This is a genomic window from Ancylobacter sp. 3268 (assembly GCF_031456575.1).
GTDB lineage: Bacteria > Pseudomonadota > Alphaproteobacteria > Rhizobiales > Xanthobacteraceae > Ancylobacter.
Window position 1 is genome coordinate 60808 of the sequence record NZ_JAVDUX010000022.1, and the last position, 17333, is coordinate 78140.

The window sequence follows — 17333 nt, forward strand, 5'->3', positions numbered from 1 at the left end:
TGACAGCGATGCGTCAGCCGGGGTTCAGCGCCGCGAAAACGCTGTCGAAGGAACCATCCCTCTCGGCCCAGCGCCGCGGTTTGTCGCGCTCCAGCAGGAGCTCGCCCCGAAAGTGATCACCCCGGTCGAGCAGATCCATCACCTGGACCACATATTCATTGAGCGCCATCGCCCGCGGATCGGAGGCTTGCTGCGCGCCGGTCAGTTCCGTCTGGACATATGGCGGTGACAGTTCGAGCACCTCGATCGGGATCGTGCGCAGTTGGTGCCGCAGCGAGGTGAGCCAGGAGTGCAGAAACGCCTTGCTCGCGCAATAGGTCGGAAAGTCGGCGCGCGGCACGAAGGCGAGGGCCGAACTCGTCGCCATGATCGTCGCATTCTTCCGCTGCTTCAGCAGGGGCAGGAAGGCGGCGGTGACATGCAGCACGCCGAGGATGTTGGTGGCGACGATCGCCTCGGCGTTCGTGCCGTCCCAGCCCGGCGCGGTCATGTCCTCGGTCCTTGAAATACCTGCATTCGCCACCAGCACGTTCAGGGTTGGGAAACGCTCGCTGACAAGGGCCACAAGCCGCGCCAGCGAGGCTGGATCGTCGAGGTCGAGCGGCAGCCCGACCATGCGGGGCCGCGCCGCCGTGATCTCGTCCAGGAGCGCCTGCCGGCGTCCCGTGACGATGACCGTGTTGGTGCGGTCGTGCAGGGCCTCTGCGAGCGCGCGGCCGATGCCGCTGGTGCCGCCCGTGATGAGAATGGTATTGCCGGTCGTCTTCATGGTGGGTGCCTCTCGTTTTCGATCAAGGAGAGGCCGGAGACGGGTTCAGCTATTCAGGCAGCCCGTCATCTCCAGCGTCTCTCGCATCGAGACCTCCCAGCTGGAATCCTCTCGACGGGGACGCGTTGGATGACGGTAACGCCTACGGCAGGCGCGCGAAACGCCTGCACGTGGACGGGTAGACCGGCCGAACGGAAGCGTCAAGCCCCGGCGAATGAGGGACCTGGGCGAATCCTCCGAGATGGCTGAGGGCTTCCGGCAGTTCAGCGCCAAGAGCAGGAATTGGATAGTCGTCCGATAGCGGACGTTCGGCTTTGGAGGGGGAAAGCGGAACGGCAGTTTTTGGATGGTGGGCCGGGAAAGCGGCGCTCACGCGGCTCGTGTTCCGACGGCTGCACATGTCCGGGCCGGACGTTCAAGCCCAAATAAATACACCGAAAAGCGGACGACAAGAACACGTTGTGACCTAATCCTACATCTCCATAAACGCCTAAGGTGCGGTCTGAATCACCGATTGAGACCAGTCTTCGAGGAATCGCTTCCGGCGAGCCGCGTCCTGTACCGCTAATAGCGTCGGCCCCACCACGATCGGGCGCGCTATACCCGAAGTCACGACATCCGGCCCTTCGATCCCCGCTGGCGCTGAGCCGTCCAGCCCGAAGAAGAAGGACTGGCTGCGCCCCACGGACTGGCCACGCTCCGACAGCAGATAATTGACGAAGCGGGTTGCGAGACCTGGGTTCGGCGCGCGGATCGGCACCATGGCACCCCGGCTGAGCACGAGCGTGTAGTCCGCCGGCATGACGATCCCGATCGGCTGGCCGCGCCGCACGCGCTCATAGGCGTAGGAGCCCAGCAGGTTGTAGCCGATCAGCAGCCGGCCGGCCGCGACCTCGTCGAGAATCTGCGACGTGCAGCAGCGAACGACCACCTGCGCGCGGCCAAGGCTTTCCAGCAGGCGGCCATAGGTCGTTGTGGTCTGCCGGGCGTCGTTGAACGCCAGCAGATAGCCGATGCCGGAAAGCCGCACGTCATAGGTGCCGACCCGTCCGCGATAGCGATCAGCATCGCGGCGCAGCAGTTCCGCGAGTTCCAGATGTGTGCGCGGCACCTCGGCTTCGGACATGCCGTCACGGTTATAGACCATGACGATCGGTTCGAAAGTGAAGCCGAAGACCTCGTCGCGCCAATTCGCCCAACGCGGAGCGCGCGCAAGGTCAGCGCCCTCGATACGCTGCGCACAGCCATCATTGGCGAGCTTCACCAACTGGTCGACCGATGAGGACAGGAAGACGTCGCCGAGCGCGCCGCCATCGTCACAGGCTCCGCCAGCGGTCGAGAACAGGTCGTTGGTCACGTACTCGACGATTTCGACCATGGTGCCGGGCGAGAGCTGCTGAAAGTCCCGGATCAGCGGTTCGAGGGCATAGAGGTCCGTCGCGGCGTGAATCGACAGGGTGTCGACCTGCGTGGTGATCGCCGGAAACCGTGTCATAGTCTGGGCCGGCGCGCCGGTGATCGCGGCAAACATGAGCGCAAGCGCGAAGCCGAGTCGTGTGGCAAAACCTGTCATGCGACCTTCCGTTCTTCGTCCGCCAGCGACATCACCACGACGAAGCCGAAGCTGCCCTTTTCGATGAAGAACAGGGCGCCGCCATGCGCCTCCAGTACTTCCGCCGCGATGGAAAGCCCGAGTCCCGATCCCTTGCCGTCCGACGAGGGGGCACCAAAGCGCTGGACCACTCGCGGCCACTGTTCAGGGGGAATACCGGGCCCGTCATCCTCCACCTCGATCACCGCGCGGTTCGATTTCTTCAGAAGGCGCACGGTGATCCGCGCCGGCGCGCCATGACGAACGGCATTATCGAGGATGTTCTTGACCGCCTCCGCGAGATTGACCGGGTCGCCGCTGACGATCAGCGGTTCCGGCGGCGCGTGCAGGGTGACGAGGATGTCGCGCTCGAGCGTATCGGGTATCGCCTCGTCGAGCGCCCGCCGTGTCAGCTCGGTGAGGTCGACCTGAGAATTCGCAACCGCCCGCTCGCGATGTGCCACCATGGCGTGGCTCAGCAACTGGTTGGTGAGACGGGACAATTGCCGCGTCCGCGCCCGCACGCGATCGAGATGTTTGACGGTCGATGGAGACACGTCGTCATTCGAGAGCAGGTCAGTCTGAGCTTCGAGCGCGGCGAGCGGCGTGCGCAGCTGGTGCGCGGCATCGGCGATGAACTGCTGCATCAGCTCGACGCGGCCCCGCAACCGCTTGATGAAGCCGTTGATCTCGGCGACGAAGGGCGCGAGCTCCCGCGGTGTGGAGACGTCGACAAGCGTGAGGTCCAGCGGGTCGCGCTGGCGGATCGCGGTTTCCAGCCGGCCGATGGGAGCAAGCGCCCGGCGCACCGCGAAGATCGTCCCGCCAATGGCGATGGCTCCCATCGCACCTACGAGAATGAAGGAACGGAGCGTGAGTTCGCGTGCCAGAGCCCGGCGCGCCTCGATGGTCTGAGCCACGATCACAATAGCATCGCCTCGCATCTGGGGGTCGTCGAAGCGCCGCACTACGCGCGCCACCCGTACGTTCTCGCCGTCGAATTCCGCGTTCTCGACGATCGCTCTCACCGGCGTCGCGGTCTCCGCAGCCGGATCGTCGAGTCTCTCGTAGCCGGTCATCGTGTGCCCGGCGGGATCCAGCACGCGATAGAAGATGCGGTCGCGGTCCGACAGGGCCAACAATTCGAAGGCGGAGACGGGAAGCTCGATCTCGGGTTGGCCGTCCTGGATCTGGATCGCATCCGCGATCTGATAGGCGGCGCCGAGCAGCAGCCGGTCATAGGCCTGGTCGGCCGCCTGGCGGGCCGAGTACCACGCGGCGGTCATCAGCACCGCCGCGCCGAACGCCAGCACCAGGGACATGAGCGCGAACAGGCGGATGAACAGTGAAGGCTCACGCCGGTCCATCGATCACCATCTGATAGCCGAAGCCCCGCACGGTGACGATCTGGGCCCGCGCACCGTCGATCTTGCGGCGCAGGCGGCCGATATAAAGCTCGACCGCATTCGGCGCCGGGGCTTCGTCATGACCGAACATGCGGTCGAGCAGTTCGTCCTTGCCGAAAACGCGCCCGGGTCGGGAGGACAGGATTTCGAGCAGCGTGAGCTCGCGCCGCTTGAGATGCACCTCGCAGTCGCCTACCCGCACCATCCGCGTCAGGCGGTCTATGCTGATATCGCCACAACGCAGCACATTGGTTGCCTCGCCGCTGTTGCGGCGCATGAGCGCGCGAACGCGGGCTTCGAGCTCGCGGAAGTCGAACGGCTTCACCAGATAGTCGTCGGCCCCGATGTCGAGCGCGTCCACGCGGTCCTCGACGCGCGAGCGAGCGGTGAGGATCAGCACCGGCGTGGTCGATCCCCGCGCCCGCAAGCGCGAGAGGATGCTGAAGCCATCCATGCCGGGCAGCATAACGTCGAGAATGACGAGGTCATAGCTCGTGGCGCCCAGCACCTCCATGCCGGCGGTGCCGTCCAGTTCCCAGTCGACGGCGTGGCCGATCCGGCTGAGGCGACCGACGATCGCTTCGCCGACATCCTTCGTGTCTTCGACCAGCAGAATTCTCATCGGGCTCCCGAGGCTGTGCGCCTGCCGCAAAGACAGCTGTATGACAGGAATGCCCTCTAGCAAAGCATCCTCAAGCACTGCGCAGACGGTGCGGAAACAGATGGAGAAACGCCCGGCAGAAACCCGCCCTTATAGGGCAGCTGCCGCTCAGCTCCGCACGTCTATCCATCTGCGCCGAACCGTGGCGCAGGCGCGATGCTGCAAGGAATTCCCGGAGGGACAAGCCTATGAACGCCATTTTCAAGAAATTCGCTTTGGTCGGCGTGGTCAGCGCCATGCTCACCGGCGGCGCTTTCGCGCTCCCGCAGAAGACCGAATGCCTTGCGGGCGCCAAGCCCGGCGGCGGCTTCGACGTGACCTGCCGCCTCGCCGCCAACTCGCTGCTGGCCGCCAAGCTGATCGAAACGCCGATGGTCGTCACCTATATGGAAGGTGGTGTCGGTGCCATCGCCTATAACCACGTCGTGGGCAAGAGAGCCGCCGATCCCAGCCTGATCGTCGCGGCTTCGACGGGTTCGGCGCTGTTGCTGGCTCAGGGCAAGTTCGGCAGCTACGACGAAAACGCCGTACGCTGGATCGGGGCGCTGGGCGCGGATTACGGTGTCATCGTCGTCGGCGCCGACTCGCCCTACAAGACGCTTAAGGAGCTCTCGGACGCGTATGCCGCCAATCCGGGCCAGTTTCCGATCGGCGGCGGCGGTGCCGTCGGCAGCCAGGACTGGATGAAGGCCGCCCTCATCGCCAAGGGCGCGGGGCAGGACCCCAAGAAGATGCGCTATGTGGCGCTTGAAGGCGGCGGCGCCGTGCTGACCTCGCTGGAAGGCGGCCACATCAAGATTGGCGCTGGCGATGCCTCGGAAATGGTGAAGCACCATCTGGCCGGCAAGGTCCGCATCCTCGCCGTCATGTCGCCCGAGCGTCTCACCGGCGATCTCGCCAATATCCCGACCGCCCGCGAGCAGGGCTATGATTTCGACTGGGTGATCTGGCGCGGCTACTACACCGGCGCCAAGGTCAGCGACGCGGATTATGCCGCGTGGGTGGACACCTTCAAGAAGCTGGTCGAGACGCCCGAATTCAAGGCCGAGCTCGCGGCTCGCGGCCTGTTCCCCTACACGCTCATCGGCGCCGATTTCGACGCCAAGGTGAAGGGCGACGTGCAGCGCTTCAAGACGCTCGCCAAGGAAGCCGGCCTCTGATCCCACAGACAGGACCCGCGGCCTCGCTTCGCGCGGGGCCGCTCGGGTTCGCTCGTCAGGAAACGCCCCATGGACGCCCATCGACATGCTGCTCGGGACAGGCTGAGCAATCGGATCGCCGCGATCATCCTGCTGCTGTTCAGCCTGCTGTATGGCTACGCCGGCAGCGTGATCGAATTCTCCTTCTCGTCGGATCCGCTGGGGCCACAGGTGTTCCCGGTGATGCTCGCGGCGATCCTGGGGCTGCTGTCGCTGATCTACCTCTTCGTGCCGGGCGAGGGCGAAGCTTGGCCGCAGGGCACGGTGCTGATGCGCTGCATCGCGCTTCCCGCGCTCGTGCTCATCGCCGCGCTGCTGTTCGAGCCGATCGGCTTCGCCGGCGCGATGTTCGTCATGACGACGGGGATCGCCCGCATCTTCGGCGCCTCGTGGAAGACCTCCCTCATCGGCGGATTCCTCCAGGCTGCGGTTTGGTACGTCATCTTCGGCTACCTGCTGGAGGTCTATCTGCCGGTTGGCGAACTCTTCGCCACATCGCGCCGGGGCTAGGACAATCATGAATTTCGATTATCTCTGGACCGGGTTCGCCGTCGCGCTCAGCTGGCAGAACCTGCTCATCGGCATTATCGGCTGCTTCCTCGGCACGATCATCGGCGCGCTCCCGGCCATCGGCCCGATCAACGGCATCGCGCTGCTGCTGCCGATCGCCTACACGCTCGGCCTGCCGCCGGAGAGCACGATGATCCTGCTCGCGGCGATCTATTCCGGCTCGGAATATGGCGGGCGCATCTCCTCGATCCTGCTCAATGTTCCCGGCGACGCCGGCGCCGTGATGACGGCGCTGGACGGCAACCCGCTGGCCCGTCAGGGCCGGGCGGGCGAGGCGCTGATGATCAGCGGCCTGTCCTCCTTCGTCGGCGGCATCATCGGCGTGGTCGGTCTGACGCTGTTCGCACCGTTCCTCGCCAGCCTCGCCATCGGCTTCGGGCCGGCGGAATATTTCGTGCTGATGGTGTTCGCCTTCGCCACGCTGGGCTCGATGGTCGGCAGCCAGCCGGTGAAGACGTTGATCGGGTGTGTGCTCGGCCTGATGCTGGCGACCGTCGGCCTCGACCCGACGTCGGGCGCCTATCGCTTCACCTTCGACAGCCCGGAGCTTGGCGACGGCATCGACTTCGTGGTGCTGGTGATCGGCCTGTTCTCGATCTCAGAAGCCATGCTGATGCTGGAGAGCCACGCCATGGGCGCCGCTGTCATCGGCAAGGTCGGTCGCACCTTCGTGCGGTGGAAGGACATCGTTTTCACGACCGGCGCGACCCTGCGCGGCTCGATCATCGGCTTCGTCGTCGGCGTGCTTCCCGGCACCGGCGCCTCGGTGGCCAGCGCCGTGTCCTATACGCTGGAGAAGCGGATGTCGGACAGCGAGGGCACCTTCGGCAAGGGCGACATGCGCGGGCTTGCATCGCCGGAAGCGGCGAACAATTCCTGCGCGGCCGGTGCTTTCGTGCCGATGCTGACGCTGGGCGTGCCCGGCAGCGGCACCACGGCGGTGATGCTCGGCGCGCTGATGCTCTACAACATCCAGCCGGGGCCCCAGCTCTTCGCCGAGCGCCCGGAGATCGTCGGCGGCCTCATCGCCTCGCTCTATATCGGCAACGTGCTGCTGCTGCTGCTCAACATCCCGTTCGTCGGCATCTTCTCGCGCCTGCTGCTGCTGCCGAACTGGATCCTCGTTCCCGGCATCCTCGTGCTCTCGGTGGTAGGCGTCTATTCGACCCATGCCAGCGTGGAATCGATCATTCTCATGCTCGGTATCGGCTGCCTTGGCTGGGTGCTTCGCAAGCTTGGCTTCGACATGGCGCCGATCATCCTCGGCTTTGTGCTCGGCAAGGTGATGGAAGTGAACCTGCGCAACGCACTCGCCATCAGCGGCGGTGAGCTCAGCATCCTGTTCCAGAGCTACATCTCGCTCATTCTGTGGGTGCTGGCCCTCTTCGTAGCGGTGGGGCCGTGGGCGCTGCAGCGCTGGTCTCGCCGCGGCAGATCACCGGGCATGGTCGAATAGGAAGTTCGGCCTTGACGCCGAAGGCGGCCGAGGACATCGCCATAACGCTGAGGACTCCACAAGCACGCGACTATTTCACCGTCCGGGACCGTGCGAGAGGCATCTGCAATGCACATACAAATGAGGTGGAGGGACTCGAACCTGCGTCCCTCTCAGGGGCGGAATGCGGCCTCAGGGCAAGCAGAGGGCTGTTAGCGAATTGGAGGCCCTTGCCGACAGCCGCTACACAGACCCCCTCGGGCTGCAATATGGATGCGACGTCCGCGACGGGAGCTTAATGGGCTGTCGCCGGCAGAATTCACGGTTGACGACGCAACTCGCGACAGGTGAGCCAGCTATCTGCCAGCAAAGAAATCTCAGCATTGCGACGCCCCCCGCGACGCGCAGGATGCCCCATTTCCGCCCGTCCCCTGGCAGCGGTAACGATTCCATCTTGATTATCTCGATTATCTCTTTATATGGATAATCGTAATAATCGATGAAGGGAACGCGGCCATGACTGCCCCCGATGCAACTGTTGCGCTCGCCGGCTTCGCGACGATGACCGGCACGCCGGAGCAGGTCCGGCATCGTCTCGACCATCTCGGCGGCAAGCCTAAACAGGTCATAGCTTTGACCCTCGAGCAAGGTAGTGAGCCGGCCGTTCGCGCGCTCGCCGAGACGTTCGAAAGCATCGCACCGCTTGTCGGTGCCATTCTCGCACGACGCCAGACTGAGGCGATGCAGTCGATCCTCGAACTGTTGGTACCCCAGGTCCCTCCGCCCCAGCATATGCTGCTCGAGGCGCGGATGACGGCGGAGGCGCGCAAGGCTGTGCTGGAGAGCGGTGATTGGCTGACAGCGGCCCAGACCGCTGAGATGGCCGGCTTCAGCACCAACAATCCCAGTGCCCAGCCGAACAAGTGGAAGAGGGATGGCCTCATCTTTGCGGTTCGGCATCGGGGGATCGATTATTTTCCTGGCTACGCGCTGGATCCGAACACTGGCTATCGCCCGTTCAAGCCTCTTGCCGCCGTGCTCAAGGTCTTCAGCGGAAGCAAGGACGATTGGGGGCTCGCCTACTGGTTCGCCTCCGACAACAGCTTCCTTGGCGGCAAGCGTCCGCAGGATCTACTGGCGGAGCAGCCTGAACGCGTGATCGCAGCGGCCGAAGATGAATTGCAAGGCGCGGCGCATGGCTAAGTCGCCGGCCAAGCCGAAGCATGCAAAGACAAAGGCCCCCGGCAACGTAACGCCCCCTCCTCCGGCGGACTTGGGAGCAAAGACCTCGACGACGATCTGGCCCAAGGGCCAGATCATTCATCGCATGCACCTGGACGCCTATGTCGGCGATCAGTTTAACCCGGGCCTCAAGGGCAACGCGCGCTTCAGCCCGATCGTCGACAGCGCCGGCGCCGCAATTCCAACGCTCTATGGCGGCACGACGTTCGATTGCGCGGCCATGGAGACCGTTTTCCACGATGTACCTTTCACATCAGGCCTCAAGACCTACGACAAGGGCAAGCTCACGGGTCAGACCTATTCGCGGCTGGAGCCGCAACAAGATCTCGTCCTCGCCGACCTGAGTGCCACGGCGCTTCGCAGATTCGGCATTCGGCGCACCGAGCTTATCGACACCGAGAAGGACCGCTACCCGCAAACCCGACCTTGGGCCGAGGCATTCTATGCCGCTCGCCCTGATATCCACGGCTTGTGCTGGGTTTCGAGGCAGGATGATCGTGCGCTCGCGATCATCCTGTTCGGCAACCGGCTTCCGGCCGGTGCGCTCGTCGTCGTGACACCGTCGCTCGACGTTCTCGGCACGCCCGGCGTCTATACGGACCTGATCTCCCTCGCGGACCGCATCGGAGTAAAGGTTGTTCCTGGCAAACCCTGATGCGGATGCGCTCACGAGAGCAACGGCAGGTCGATGTCTACACAACGACTTGCATATACATAGAGGAATCGATCTGTTTGCCCTCTAGTCGGACAGGACTCTAACAGCGGAAACTCCTGCGTATTCCTGTGCGGCCAGGCGGTAAGATAGTGGTGCAGGATGGCGTATCATGATAGGCGACATGGTATCGGCCATCGCGGAGATCGTGGTCTGGCGAGGTCGGGGATCAAATGCTTCATAATTGCGCGCCGCCGGCGCCTCTTCTCAATCGCTGGCTTCGTGGAGCCGCACGGGTCAACGGCAGCTACGGGCATCTGCTGTTCGAGCAGATGGCCCCAAATGACAATGCCGTCGTTGAAGAGCTTCGGCCCTATTTCGAATCCGCGCACCTCGACGCACGAGAAGTGTTCCACCGTGCCGCCCGTATCGACCTGCATCCCGATGCAGACGGACCGGGTGGCAATGCGCAATATCCCAATTGTCTTCCAGCCACAGCGAAGAAAGGGTTGTTCGGAGAAGTGATGGCCGGCCTGATGACGCAGGCGTATCAGTTCGTCGGCGGCCATCAATGGTCGATCCCGATCTTCCTGTTCCGCTATCACGCCGAGGTTGAAGCCTACATTTTCGATCTCGCGCGCGATCCTGCACGAGTTCGGGAGGTGTCGGGCCGGCACGGCAATGACTTTATCGCGCTCGGAATCGATCCGGTCAGCCGGGAGGTTGTGCGATTCATTGCCGGAGAGGCCAAGTGGCGCGCGGCACTTACCCCAAGCGCTATGAACGACATGATGCTGGGTAGTTGGACCGGCCCCGCGGGAGCCAGGGTCCGAAGCAATGACGGCGTGTGGAACGAGATGAACCGTGGATTCCCGGCACCGCAAGGCCTTGAGCAGATGCACCGGCTATTGTGCGAAAAGGCTCGCGAAGAATTCGCAGAGGCAATCGTCTCGCTCGATCGAGCGCTGCTGATCGGCGCTGTCCCGCTCCCACGAACCGATCTGGTGTTCGTCGCCGGCAACCGGTCGGCACGGCGGGCCGTGGGCGATACCTACCTGCCCGTGGCGGCGCCACCTCCAGAATATACCGCGGGACGGCCGCTTCAGGTCATCGAGCTGGTGGTTGAGGGTGGCGTGGGGCTTATTGAGCAACTGTATCGATCACTGTGGGATAATCGCTGATGGCCCGTCTCGACGAGCAGCGTCGCGCGCTGGCGATGAATCTTCGCGTCAGTCGAGCGACCGAGAATGAACTGACACCCGCGCAGGCACGGCTGTTCGTCCGAAGCCTCCAGACATCTTGGCAGGTTCCGCCGATCGCCTGGGGCCCGAGAGAATCCCATGAGCAGTTCGAGGATGCACGGCGGCTTTTGCACGCCGCCGGAATCCTTCGGGAGATTGATGGAGAAGGGTCGCCGGAATCGCTCGACTGCTATCGTCGCGCGGCCGAGCTGCTCGAATGGCTGGCGCGGTCGTCGGATCCAGTCACCCGCGATGTGCCGGTCGGCTTGCTTGCTGCCGGCGCCTATCAATTGGCCGGCCTACCGGCGATGGCAACAAGCCTGCTGCGCCAGGGAGGCTATGGCGGTGGCGTCGCGGAGATTTTCGCCGCCTTTTTGAGTACCGACTTCGACCGGCTACTCGATCGGACCGCCACATTTTGGAGAGACAATGCCGGCCTCACCGGCCGCGAGGGCTCGGCGGCCCTTTTGGCAGAAGACGACGCTGCGGATGTCGAGAGCGACGATCCTGCCGATGATTATCCCGATGTCATCGATGGCACAGCCGATGATGATGGGCGCGGCCCTGCGCGCGTCGCGAGCAAGGTCGGCTGGTATGTGGTGGTCGAGCTCGTGCGTGCCGTCGGTCTGATCGGCGATAGCCTACGACGGGGCAATGAACTTCGGCTCGGACAGGCGATTGCCAAGTTGTCTGGCCTGGGTGGATTGGCAACCCGCCTCTCCAGCGACGAGCTATGGGTCTTGATCAACCTAATCGAGGCGACCGCGAAGCGTTTCGCCGCCAACAGCATCCACGGCCGCGTCGCGCGGCTCGCAGCGAATGCGCCAAACTTCCAAGCGCGCATGTGGAGATTCGCGAGACAGCAGTTCGCGCGGGGTCGGGGAGTGCTGTGGACGTCGCAGGTCCAGGGCCTTGAGCGCCTCATCGCGAGCGACAGCTTTGCTCTGTGCACCCCAACAGGCTCAGGCAAGACGCTTGTTGCCAATCTGGCGTTGGTGAAGGAGCTGCTTTTGGTCGACGCCCGGCCTGGAGAGGCACCGCTTGCGCTCTATCTCGTGCCCTCGCGGGCCCTTGCGAACGAGGTGGAAGCAAAGCTAACAGCCGAGCTCGGCAACGACTTGATCATAACTGGGCTATATGGCGGCGCTGATTGGGGCGTCACCGACTATTGGCTTACCGCGGACCGCCCGGTGGTACTGATCGCGACCGTCGAGAAGGCTGAAGCCTTGATGCGCTATGTCGGCCATCTGCTGGTCCGGCGGTTGCGGCTACTCATCATCGACGAGGCGCATCAGGTCGTCAGCGAAGGCGACGTCAACGCGCAGGAAGCGCTCGCAGCACATAGCAGTCGAGCCATGAGGCTCGAAGCCATGGTCTCGCGTCTGTTGGCGATCAAACCGCAGATGGCGCGGATCGCCCTGACTGCCGTCGCGGGCGGCGCGGCGCTACCCGTTGCTCGATGGATAGAAGGCCGCGGAGATGCGGCGCCAGTTGGCCTGAGTTATCGCAGCAGCCGCCAGTTGATCGGTGGTCTGCGGGTCGACCGCCGGCGCGCACCAGAAGCCGTGCTCGACATCATGAACGGTCAGACGCTCTATGTCCGAGGTCGAGAAGCGCCGGTCTACTTGCCGCTGCGCATCCCTGCCATGCCGCTTCCTGCCGCGCCCATCCGCAACAGCCTGCCGCACTACAACGAATTATATGTCTTGTGGACAGCACTTCATCTTCTCGAGGGCAACAGGCGCGTGCTGATTTCGGTCGCCCAGTCGCCAGAGCGCTTGATGAAACGTTACGCAGAGGCCTTTGATCTGCCCGGCTGGCAGAATGTACCGCCATTCGTGCGTCCGGCCGACGCGGATGGATTGGCACGGCTTCAGGAGGCGCGCGCAACCTGCATCGACTATTGTGGTGCACAGTCCTTCGAGGTGCGACTGCTCGACCGCGGCATCGCAACGAGCCATGGCCAAATGCCCCAGCGCCTGCGCCGACTGATGACTGATCTTATCGATCGCAGAATCTGTCCGGTGACGCTCGCCACGGCGACGCTGACAGAGGGAGTGAATCTGCCATTTGACATCATCTTCGTGACAAGCCTTGAGCGGCGCAGCTTCGATGCGCAGGCCGGACAGCCCATCGTCGTGCCGATGCCGACGGCCGAGTTCCGAAACCTGGCCGGGCGCGCGGGTCGACCTGGCGCGGCCGAGTCGATCGAAGGAATAACGCTGGTGACACTCCCGGAAGCGGTTTCGAGCACCGCGCCGAGCCAGCGCGCTGAACAGTTGCGACAGATCCGACGAGCAACGGATGACTACAACAATTTGCTCGGCCGACTTCTGGCCGATGACGCGGGCGCCGGCCTTCATAGCCCGCTCGTCGTCTTGCTGCGCTCAATTTGGCAAAAGGCCGCTTTGCTGTTCGGGCTGCAGAACGAAGACCAATTTCTCGCCTGGCTGGAGGCAACGCTGCCCGAAAATGCCGGCGCCAATCTTGGTGTTGCATCCCGCACTCCCGCTGATCTGCTGGGCGACAGCCTGGATGAACTGGACGGGTTCCTGCTCTCGGCTACCGAGGAACTTGCACGCGCCGATCCAGCAGCTGTTGATGGCGCAAGAGCCGAGGCATTTCTCCGCGATCTATGGCAACGCACATTCGCGCGCGTTGCCGCCGCCGCGGAGGCCTGGCTCGAACGAAGCTTCGTGAAACGCGGACGAGCCTTGGTCGAGCGGCTCTATCCGGACGCGCAACAGCGAAGACGGCTCTATCAATATGGTTTCACGCCCTATATTGGCCGCCGCTTCGAGCTCGTGGCACCCCAGTTGATCGCGGAACTGCAAGCGGCGGTCGAGTACGGTATCTGGACGAGCGAGCAGCGCTTCGCATTGCTCGCCCGGCTCGGGGAACGGATCCGCGCGGAACCTGGAGTCGGCTTCCGCGTGCGGGCAACCGCAGGTGATCAGGTCTTGCTCGCCAATTGGCGCGGGATCATGGGCTGGTGGATGCTGTCGCCCGGCGCAGTCGCTCCCGATCCCGAACACTTGCGTTCCTGGCAACGGTTCGTTGCGGACAATATTGAGTTCAGACTCGGGGTCGCAGCAGGTGCTGCGGTGGCCCAGGCATGGGGAACGAATGCCGGTGTCTTGCAGACGCCGACCTTGGAGACTTGGCGCGCCACCAGCGGGTTGCCCTGGGTCGGATTCTGGTTGCGCGAGCTTCTGCGTTGGGGAACGCTCGATCCCTTCGTTGCGTTCGGCCTGGCGCAGGGCTTGGCTCAGACGCGCGAAGAGGCAGCAGCTCGACGGCCTGCGTTCGAAGCCTGGCTTGCCCAAGGAGGGTATGATCGCAATGCCGAGACACTAATTGACCCGCAGCTGTTCCTCGCGTGGCAGAGATCTCTCGTGGCGCAGCGAGGAGCAGACGAGATTGTAAGGGGAAGCGCCGCACAGCTTACGACAACGGACGGACGACGAGGATCCTATGACGTTCGGCCGATCGTCCACGAAGGTGGCGTCGAATGGATCGATGCGGCCGGATATTCCGTGGCCCGATCGCCCTACTCTGCGGCACTCCTCACCGCGCGTCCTGAGCGACACGATTTCAAGGTTACTACAGCGCCGGCTGTTGAAGTAACCCGGTCTTACTAAAAGATGTTTGTAGGCGCCAAGCTGTTTTATCCAGGTTGATTAAGAGTTGTTCGAAGCTCAGGGGGCCATTCGATTTTGGAGGTAAATATCTCCATTCACTCGGCGATGCCGTCCAAGACTGGCATTTTTAGAGATGATGCGTGAGCAGTGTGTTTCGACACTTAAGAGCGGGCAGGATTCAGTCCCTACGCGGAATATCATTTCCCTTGACTTTCTAGACCAATTTAAATTGTATTTTTATGAGATGCGTGCCTCGATAATAGGGTGCTAGGCTTTCCTGCCATCGACTACAGTAATTAGGTGTATTCGTTAGAGGCGAAAACTCGCCAAGAGGGGCGGCGCTGTGGGAACCTCCACCGACACGCAAGCTGACGATCCTTGCCAAAGATCCCGGCCTTCGGCTGGGTGGCGCGGATGGCCCAATGGCCTTCACAAGCGTCAAGGTGCCGGCGGAGATTCTTGCCAAGGGCCCGACAGGCTATCGCATCAAAGTGGTGGATTACAATGCCACAGAACAACGCGCCTATCTCGACCGGCAGGACTATCAGGACGAAGCAGGCGCGCTGCTCGATCCCTTCGGTTGCGGGCCCGGCGAGACGCCGGAGGACCCGGCTTACCAGACGCGCCTGATCGGTGACCCCAATTTCCATGCACAGAACTGCTACGCCATCGCCATGCGGACACTTGGCGCATTTGAGCGGGCCCTGGGGCGCCGGGTCAGCTGGAGCAGTGGCGGCCACCAGCTCCACATCGCCCCCCATGCTTTCGCGCAGGCCAACGCCTTCTATTCCGAGCCGGACCGCGCGCTACTGTTCGGCTACTTTTATGGGGAGGACGGACAGCCGATCTTCACGTGTCTCAGCCACGACATTGTTGCCCATGAGACCACCCACGCTTTGCTTGACGGGCTCCGCTCGCGCTTCACGGAGCCGTCTGGGCCGGATCAATCGGCGTTTCACGAGGGCTTTGCCGATATCGTGGCGCTGCTGTCGATTTTTTCGCTGGAGTCTGTGGTAGCAGCCGCCATCGGTGAAGACGGAGCGCTGGTCAAGGGCGAGCGGACAATCCGGCTGGTCGATGCCGCCAAGCTGGAGCCGAAGGCGATGCGTAAGTCGATCCTGCTGGGGATCGCGCGCCAAGTCGGCGAGGCGCTAACGCCGAACCGTCTCGGAGAGGACGCCCGCGGTGCGTTGCGGCGCTCGGTCGAAGTCACGCCCACCGAGGGCAAGCGCCTGCGCCGGAGCAACGATGAGCATGATCGCGGCGAGGTGATCGTCGCAGCCATGATGCGCTGTTTCATCGAGCTCTGGAGCGAGCGCATCGTCAATCTCGGCACGTTCGAGGGCGACCGCTACAATCTCGACGCTGTGGTCGAGGAAGGGGTCAAGGTCGCCGGGCATCTGCTCAACATGGCGATCCGCGCGCTCGACTACTGCCCGCCAACGGATATCGATTTCAGGCAGTTTCTCGCCGCGCTTCTGACCGCCGACCGCGAGCTCGTACCCGAGGATGACCGTAACTATCGTGGCACGCTCAGGAACCATTTTGCCGACTACGGCATCAAGACGCCGGCCAAAGGCTGCGATGAGGAAGGCTGCTGGCTGCGCTTTTCCGATTGTGCCCGGCTTATCTACGCGCGCTCCAATTTCGCGGCGATGATGCGCAACCGCGATGAGTTCTTCCGCTTTCTGTGGGAGAATCGCGAAGCGCTCGGCGTCAATCATCGCGCCTACACCGAGGTGGTTTCGATCGACATGGCGAGCCGCATCGGCCCGGACGGGCTCGCCCTACACGAGACGGTTTGCCAATATGTCCAGCGGGTGGACCTCTTCGGGGCCGAGTTCAAGTCGGTGCTGGGCGCCGAGCTGCCCGAGGGCATGGCGACCACCGATCGGCTCACGGCCCATGGCGGGGGCGTGGTAATCCTCGACCAGTATGGCCAAGTCAAATACCACATCAGCAATCCGGTCTTCGATGGCGAGCGCCAGCGCGCGCGGGCACAGTATCTCATGGATGCCGGCCTGCTCCTGGGACCCGGGCAGGCGGACCGACTGCAGTTCGGGATGATCCACCTTGAACGGATGGGAGGGTGACATGCCCCAGCCGATCCGCGCGACGGTCTTTGCCTATCAGGTCGGCTTCGGCGACTGCTTCCTGCTGCGCTACGACTATGACGATGGCCAGCGCCGGCACATGCTGTTCGATTTCGGCACCACAGGGCTCCCCGAGGACGCCACATCGAGCCATATGCTCGATATCGCCCGGGACATCGCCGGGAAATGCACCGAGAACGACGCGGACGGGCTGGATGTGCTGGTGGCGACCCATCGCCATGCCGATCATATCAGCGGGTTCGCGACCCGGGCTGACGGCGTTCAAGGCGACGGCATCCGGTGCGAACAGCGCCGAGGCGTGGACGAAGTGCCCCTCCCTGAAGTGCTCGACGAGCGCGGCGCGGGTGTCCTTGACGCGCTGGCGCGGCAGGACCGGCGTGTCCTTGCAGGCGGCCTCCAGCGCCGGACGCGACAGGCAGGACAGGAACTCCTCCGTGCCCATATTGGGCAGGAAGCCATCCGCACCGACGACGTCGCCGGCGACGAGGGCGAGGATGCCCGACTTCGTCGCATTCTCCCGGCACGAGAGAACATCGATCAGCACACTGCGCACCGCGACGCGCAGCATATCGCTGTCGAAGGCGAGCTTGCCCTCCTGATCGAACAGCCCCGCCGCATGACGCCCGAAGCGATGCCCCCAGCGGAACTCCCCGCTGGCGCCGGAGTCGACGCGCACGTTCTGCCCGGCGAAGGCGAGCACCATCAGCGCCATCAGTGTGTCGTCCTCGATCGGGGCACGGGACAGCGCCTCGTGCAGGGCGTCGGTACGCATGTCACTAATCATCTCGATGCCCTTGCGCGTCACCTCCGGG

General features: G+C 63.6%; 12 protein-coding genes and 1 pseudogene. 8 read left to right on the forward strand and 5 right to left on the reverse strand.

The window, feature by feature from the left end; genetic code table 11:
* Positions 1 to 13: 13 nt before the first annotated feature.
* The 4 genes from J2X65_RS24155 to J2X65_RS24170 form a co-directional block, all read right to left on the reverse strand.
* Positions 14 to 769 (reverse strand): SDR family NAD(P)-dependent oxidoreductase, encoded by a 756-nt coding sequence (locus J2X65_RS24155; protein ID WP_310207102.1) that lies wholly within the window; start codon positions 767 to 769, stop codon positions 14 to 16.
* Between the two features lie 490 nt (positions 770 to 1259).
* The gene (locus J2X65_RS24160) at positions 1260 to 2342 is read right to left on the reverse strand and encodes an ABC transporter substrate-binding protein (protein ID WP_310207104.1); all 1083 of its coding nucleotides are present in this window, start codon (positions 2340 to 2342) and stop codon (positions 1260 to 1262) included.
* Positions 2339 to 3727, reverse strand: coding sequence for a sensor histidine kinase (locus tag J2X65_RS24165; protein WP_310207107.1), 1389 nt, complete (start codon positions 3725 to 3727; stop codon positions 2339 to 2341). Before J2X65_RS24165 ends, J2X65_RS24160 begins: the two co-directional genes overlap by 4 nt.
* Complete coding sequence (locus J2X65_RS24170; protein ID WP_310207110.1) at positions 3714 to 4388, reverse strand: response regulator transcription factor; 675 nt, start codon at positions 4386 to 4388, stop codon at positions 3714 to 3716. Before J2X65_RS24170 ends, J2X65_RS24165 begins: the two co-directional genes overlap by 14 nt.
* Before the next feature lie 227 nt (positions 4389 to 4615).
* Here J2X65_RS24170 and J2X65_RS24175 point away from each other — a divergent pair, with 227 nt between their 5' ends.
* The 8 genes from J2X65_RS24175 to J2X65_RS24215 all read left to right on the forward strand — a co-directional run bounded on the left by J2X65_RS24175 (position 4616) and on the right by J2X65_RS24215 (position 16500).
* Complete coding sequence (locus tag J2X65_RS24175; protein WP_310207113.1) at positions 4616 to 5587, forward strand: tripartite tricarboxylate transporter substrate-binding protein; 972 nt, start codon at positions 4616 to 4618, stop codon at positions 5585 to 5587.
* A gap of 69 nt (positions 5588 to 5656) precedes the next feature.
* The gene (locus tag J2X65_RS24180; RefSeq protein WP_310207116.1) at positions 5657 to 6136 is read left to right on the forward strand and encodes a tripartite tricarboxylate transporter TctB family protein; all 480 of its coding nucleotides are present in this window, start codon (positions 5657 to 5659) and stop codon (positions 6134 to 6136) included.
* Positions 6137 to 6143: 7 nt separating this feature from the next.
* Positions 6144 to 7652 (forward strand): tripartite tricarboxylate transporter permease, encoded by a 1509-nt coding sequence (locus tag J2X65_RS24185; protein ID WP_310207120.1) that lies wholly within the window; start codon positions 6144 to 6146, stop codon positions 7650 to 7652.
* Positions 7653 to 8147: 495 nt separating this feature from the next.
* Positions 8148 to 8834 (forward strand): hypothetical protein, encoded by a 687-nt coding sequence (locus tag J2X65_RS24195; protein WP_310207123.1) that lies wholly within the window; start codon positions 8148 to 8150, stop codon positions 8832 to 8834.
* Complete coding sequence (locus tag J2X65_RS24200; RefSeq protein WP_310207125.1) at positions 8827 to 9528, forward strand: RES family NAD+ phosphorylase; 702 nt, start codon at positions 8827 to 8829, stop codon at positions 9526 to 9528. The genes J2X65_RS24195 and J2X65_RS24200 overlap by 8 nt, the downstream gene beginning before the upstream one ends.
* A gap of 230 nt (positions 9529 to 9758) precedes the next feature.
* On the forward strand, positions 9759 to 10706 hold the full coding sequence (locus J2X65_RS24205) for an aminotransferase (protein ID WP_310207128.1): 948 nt from the start codon (positions 9759 to 9761) through the stop codon (positions 10704 to 10706).
* A complete protein-coding gene (locus J2X65_RS24210) occupies positions 10706 to 14407 on the forward strand; it encodes a DEAD/DEAH box helicase (RefSeq protein ID WP_310207131.1) in 3702 nt (1233 codons plus the stop codon). Before J2X65_RS24205 ends, J2X65_RS24210 begins: the two co-directional genes overlap by 1 nt.
* Before the next feature lie 422 nt (positions 14408 to 14829).
* Positions 14830 to 16500: a hypothetical protein gene (locus J2X65_RS24215; protein ID WP_310207134.1), complete on the forward strand. Its 1671-nt coding sequence runs from the start codon at positions 14830 to 14832 to the stop codon at positions 16498 to 16500.
* Here J2X65_RS24215 and J2X65_RS24220 read toward each other — a convergent pair.
* Positions 16415 to 17333: pseudogene (locus J2X65_RS24220) on the reverse strand (hypothetical protein); the annotation flags it as partial. The gene J2X65_RS24215 and the pseudogene J2X65_RS24220 sit on opposite strands and share 86 nt — an antisense overlap.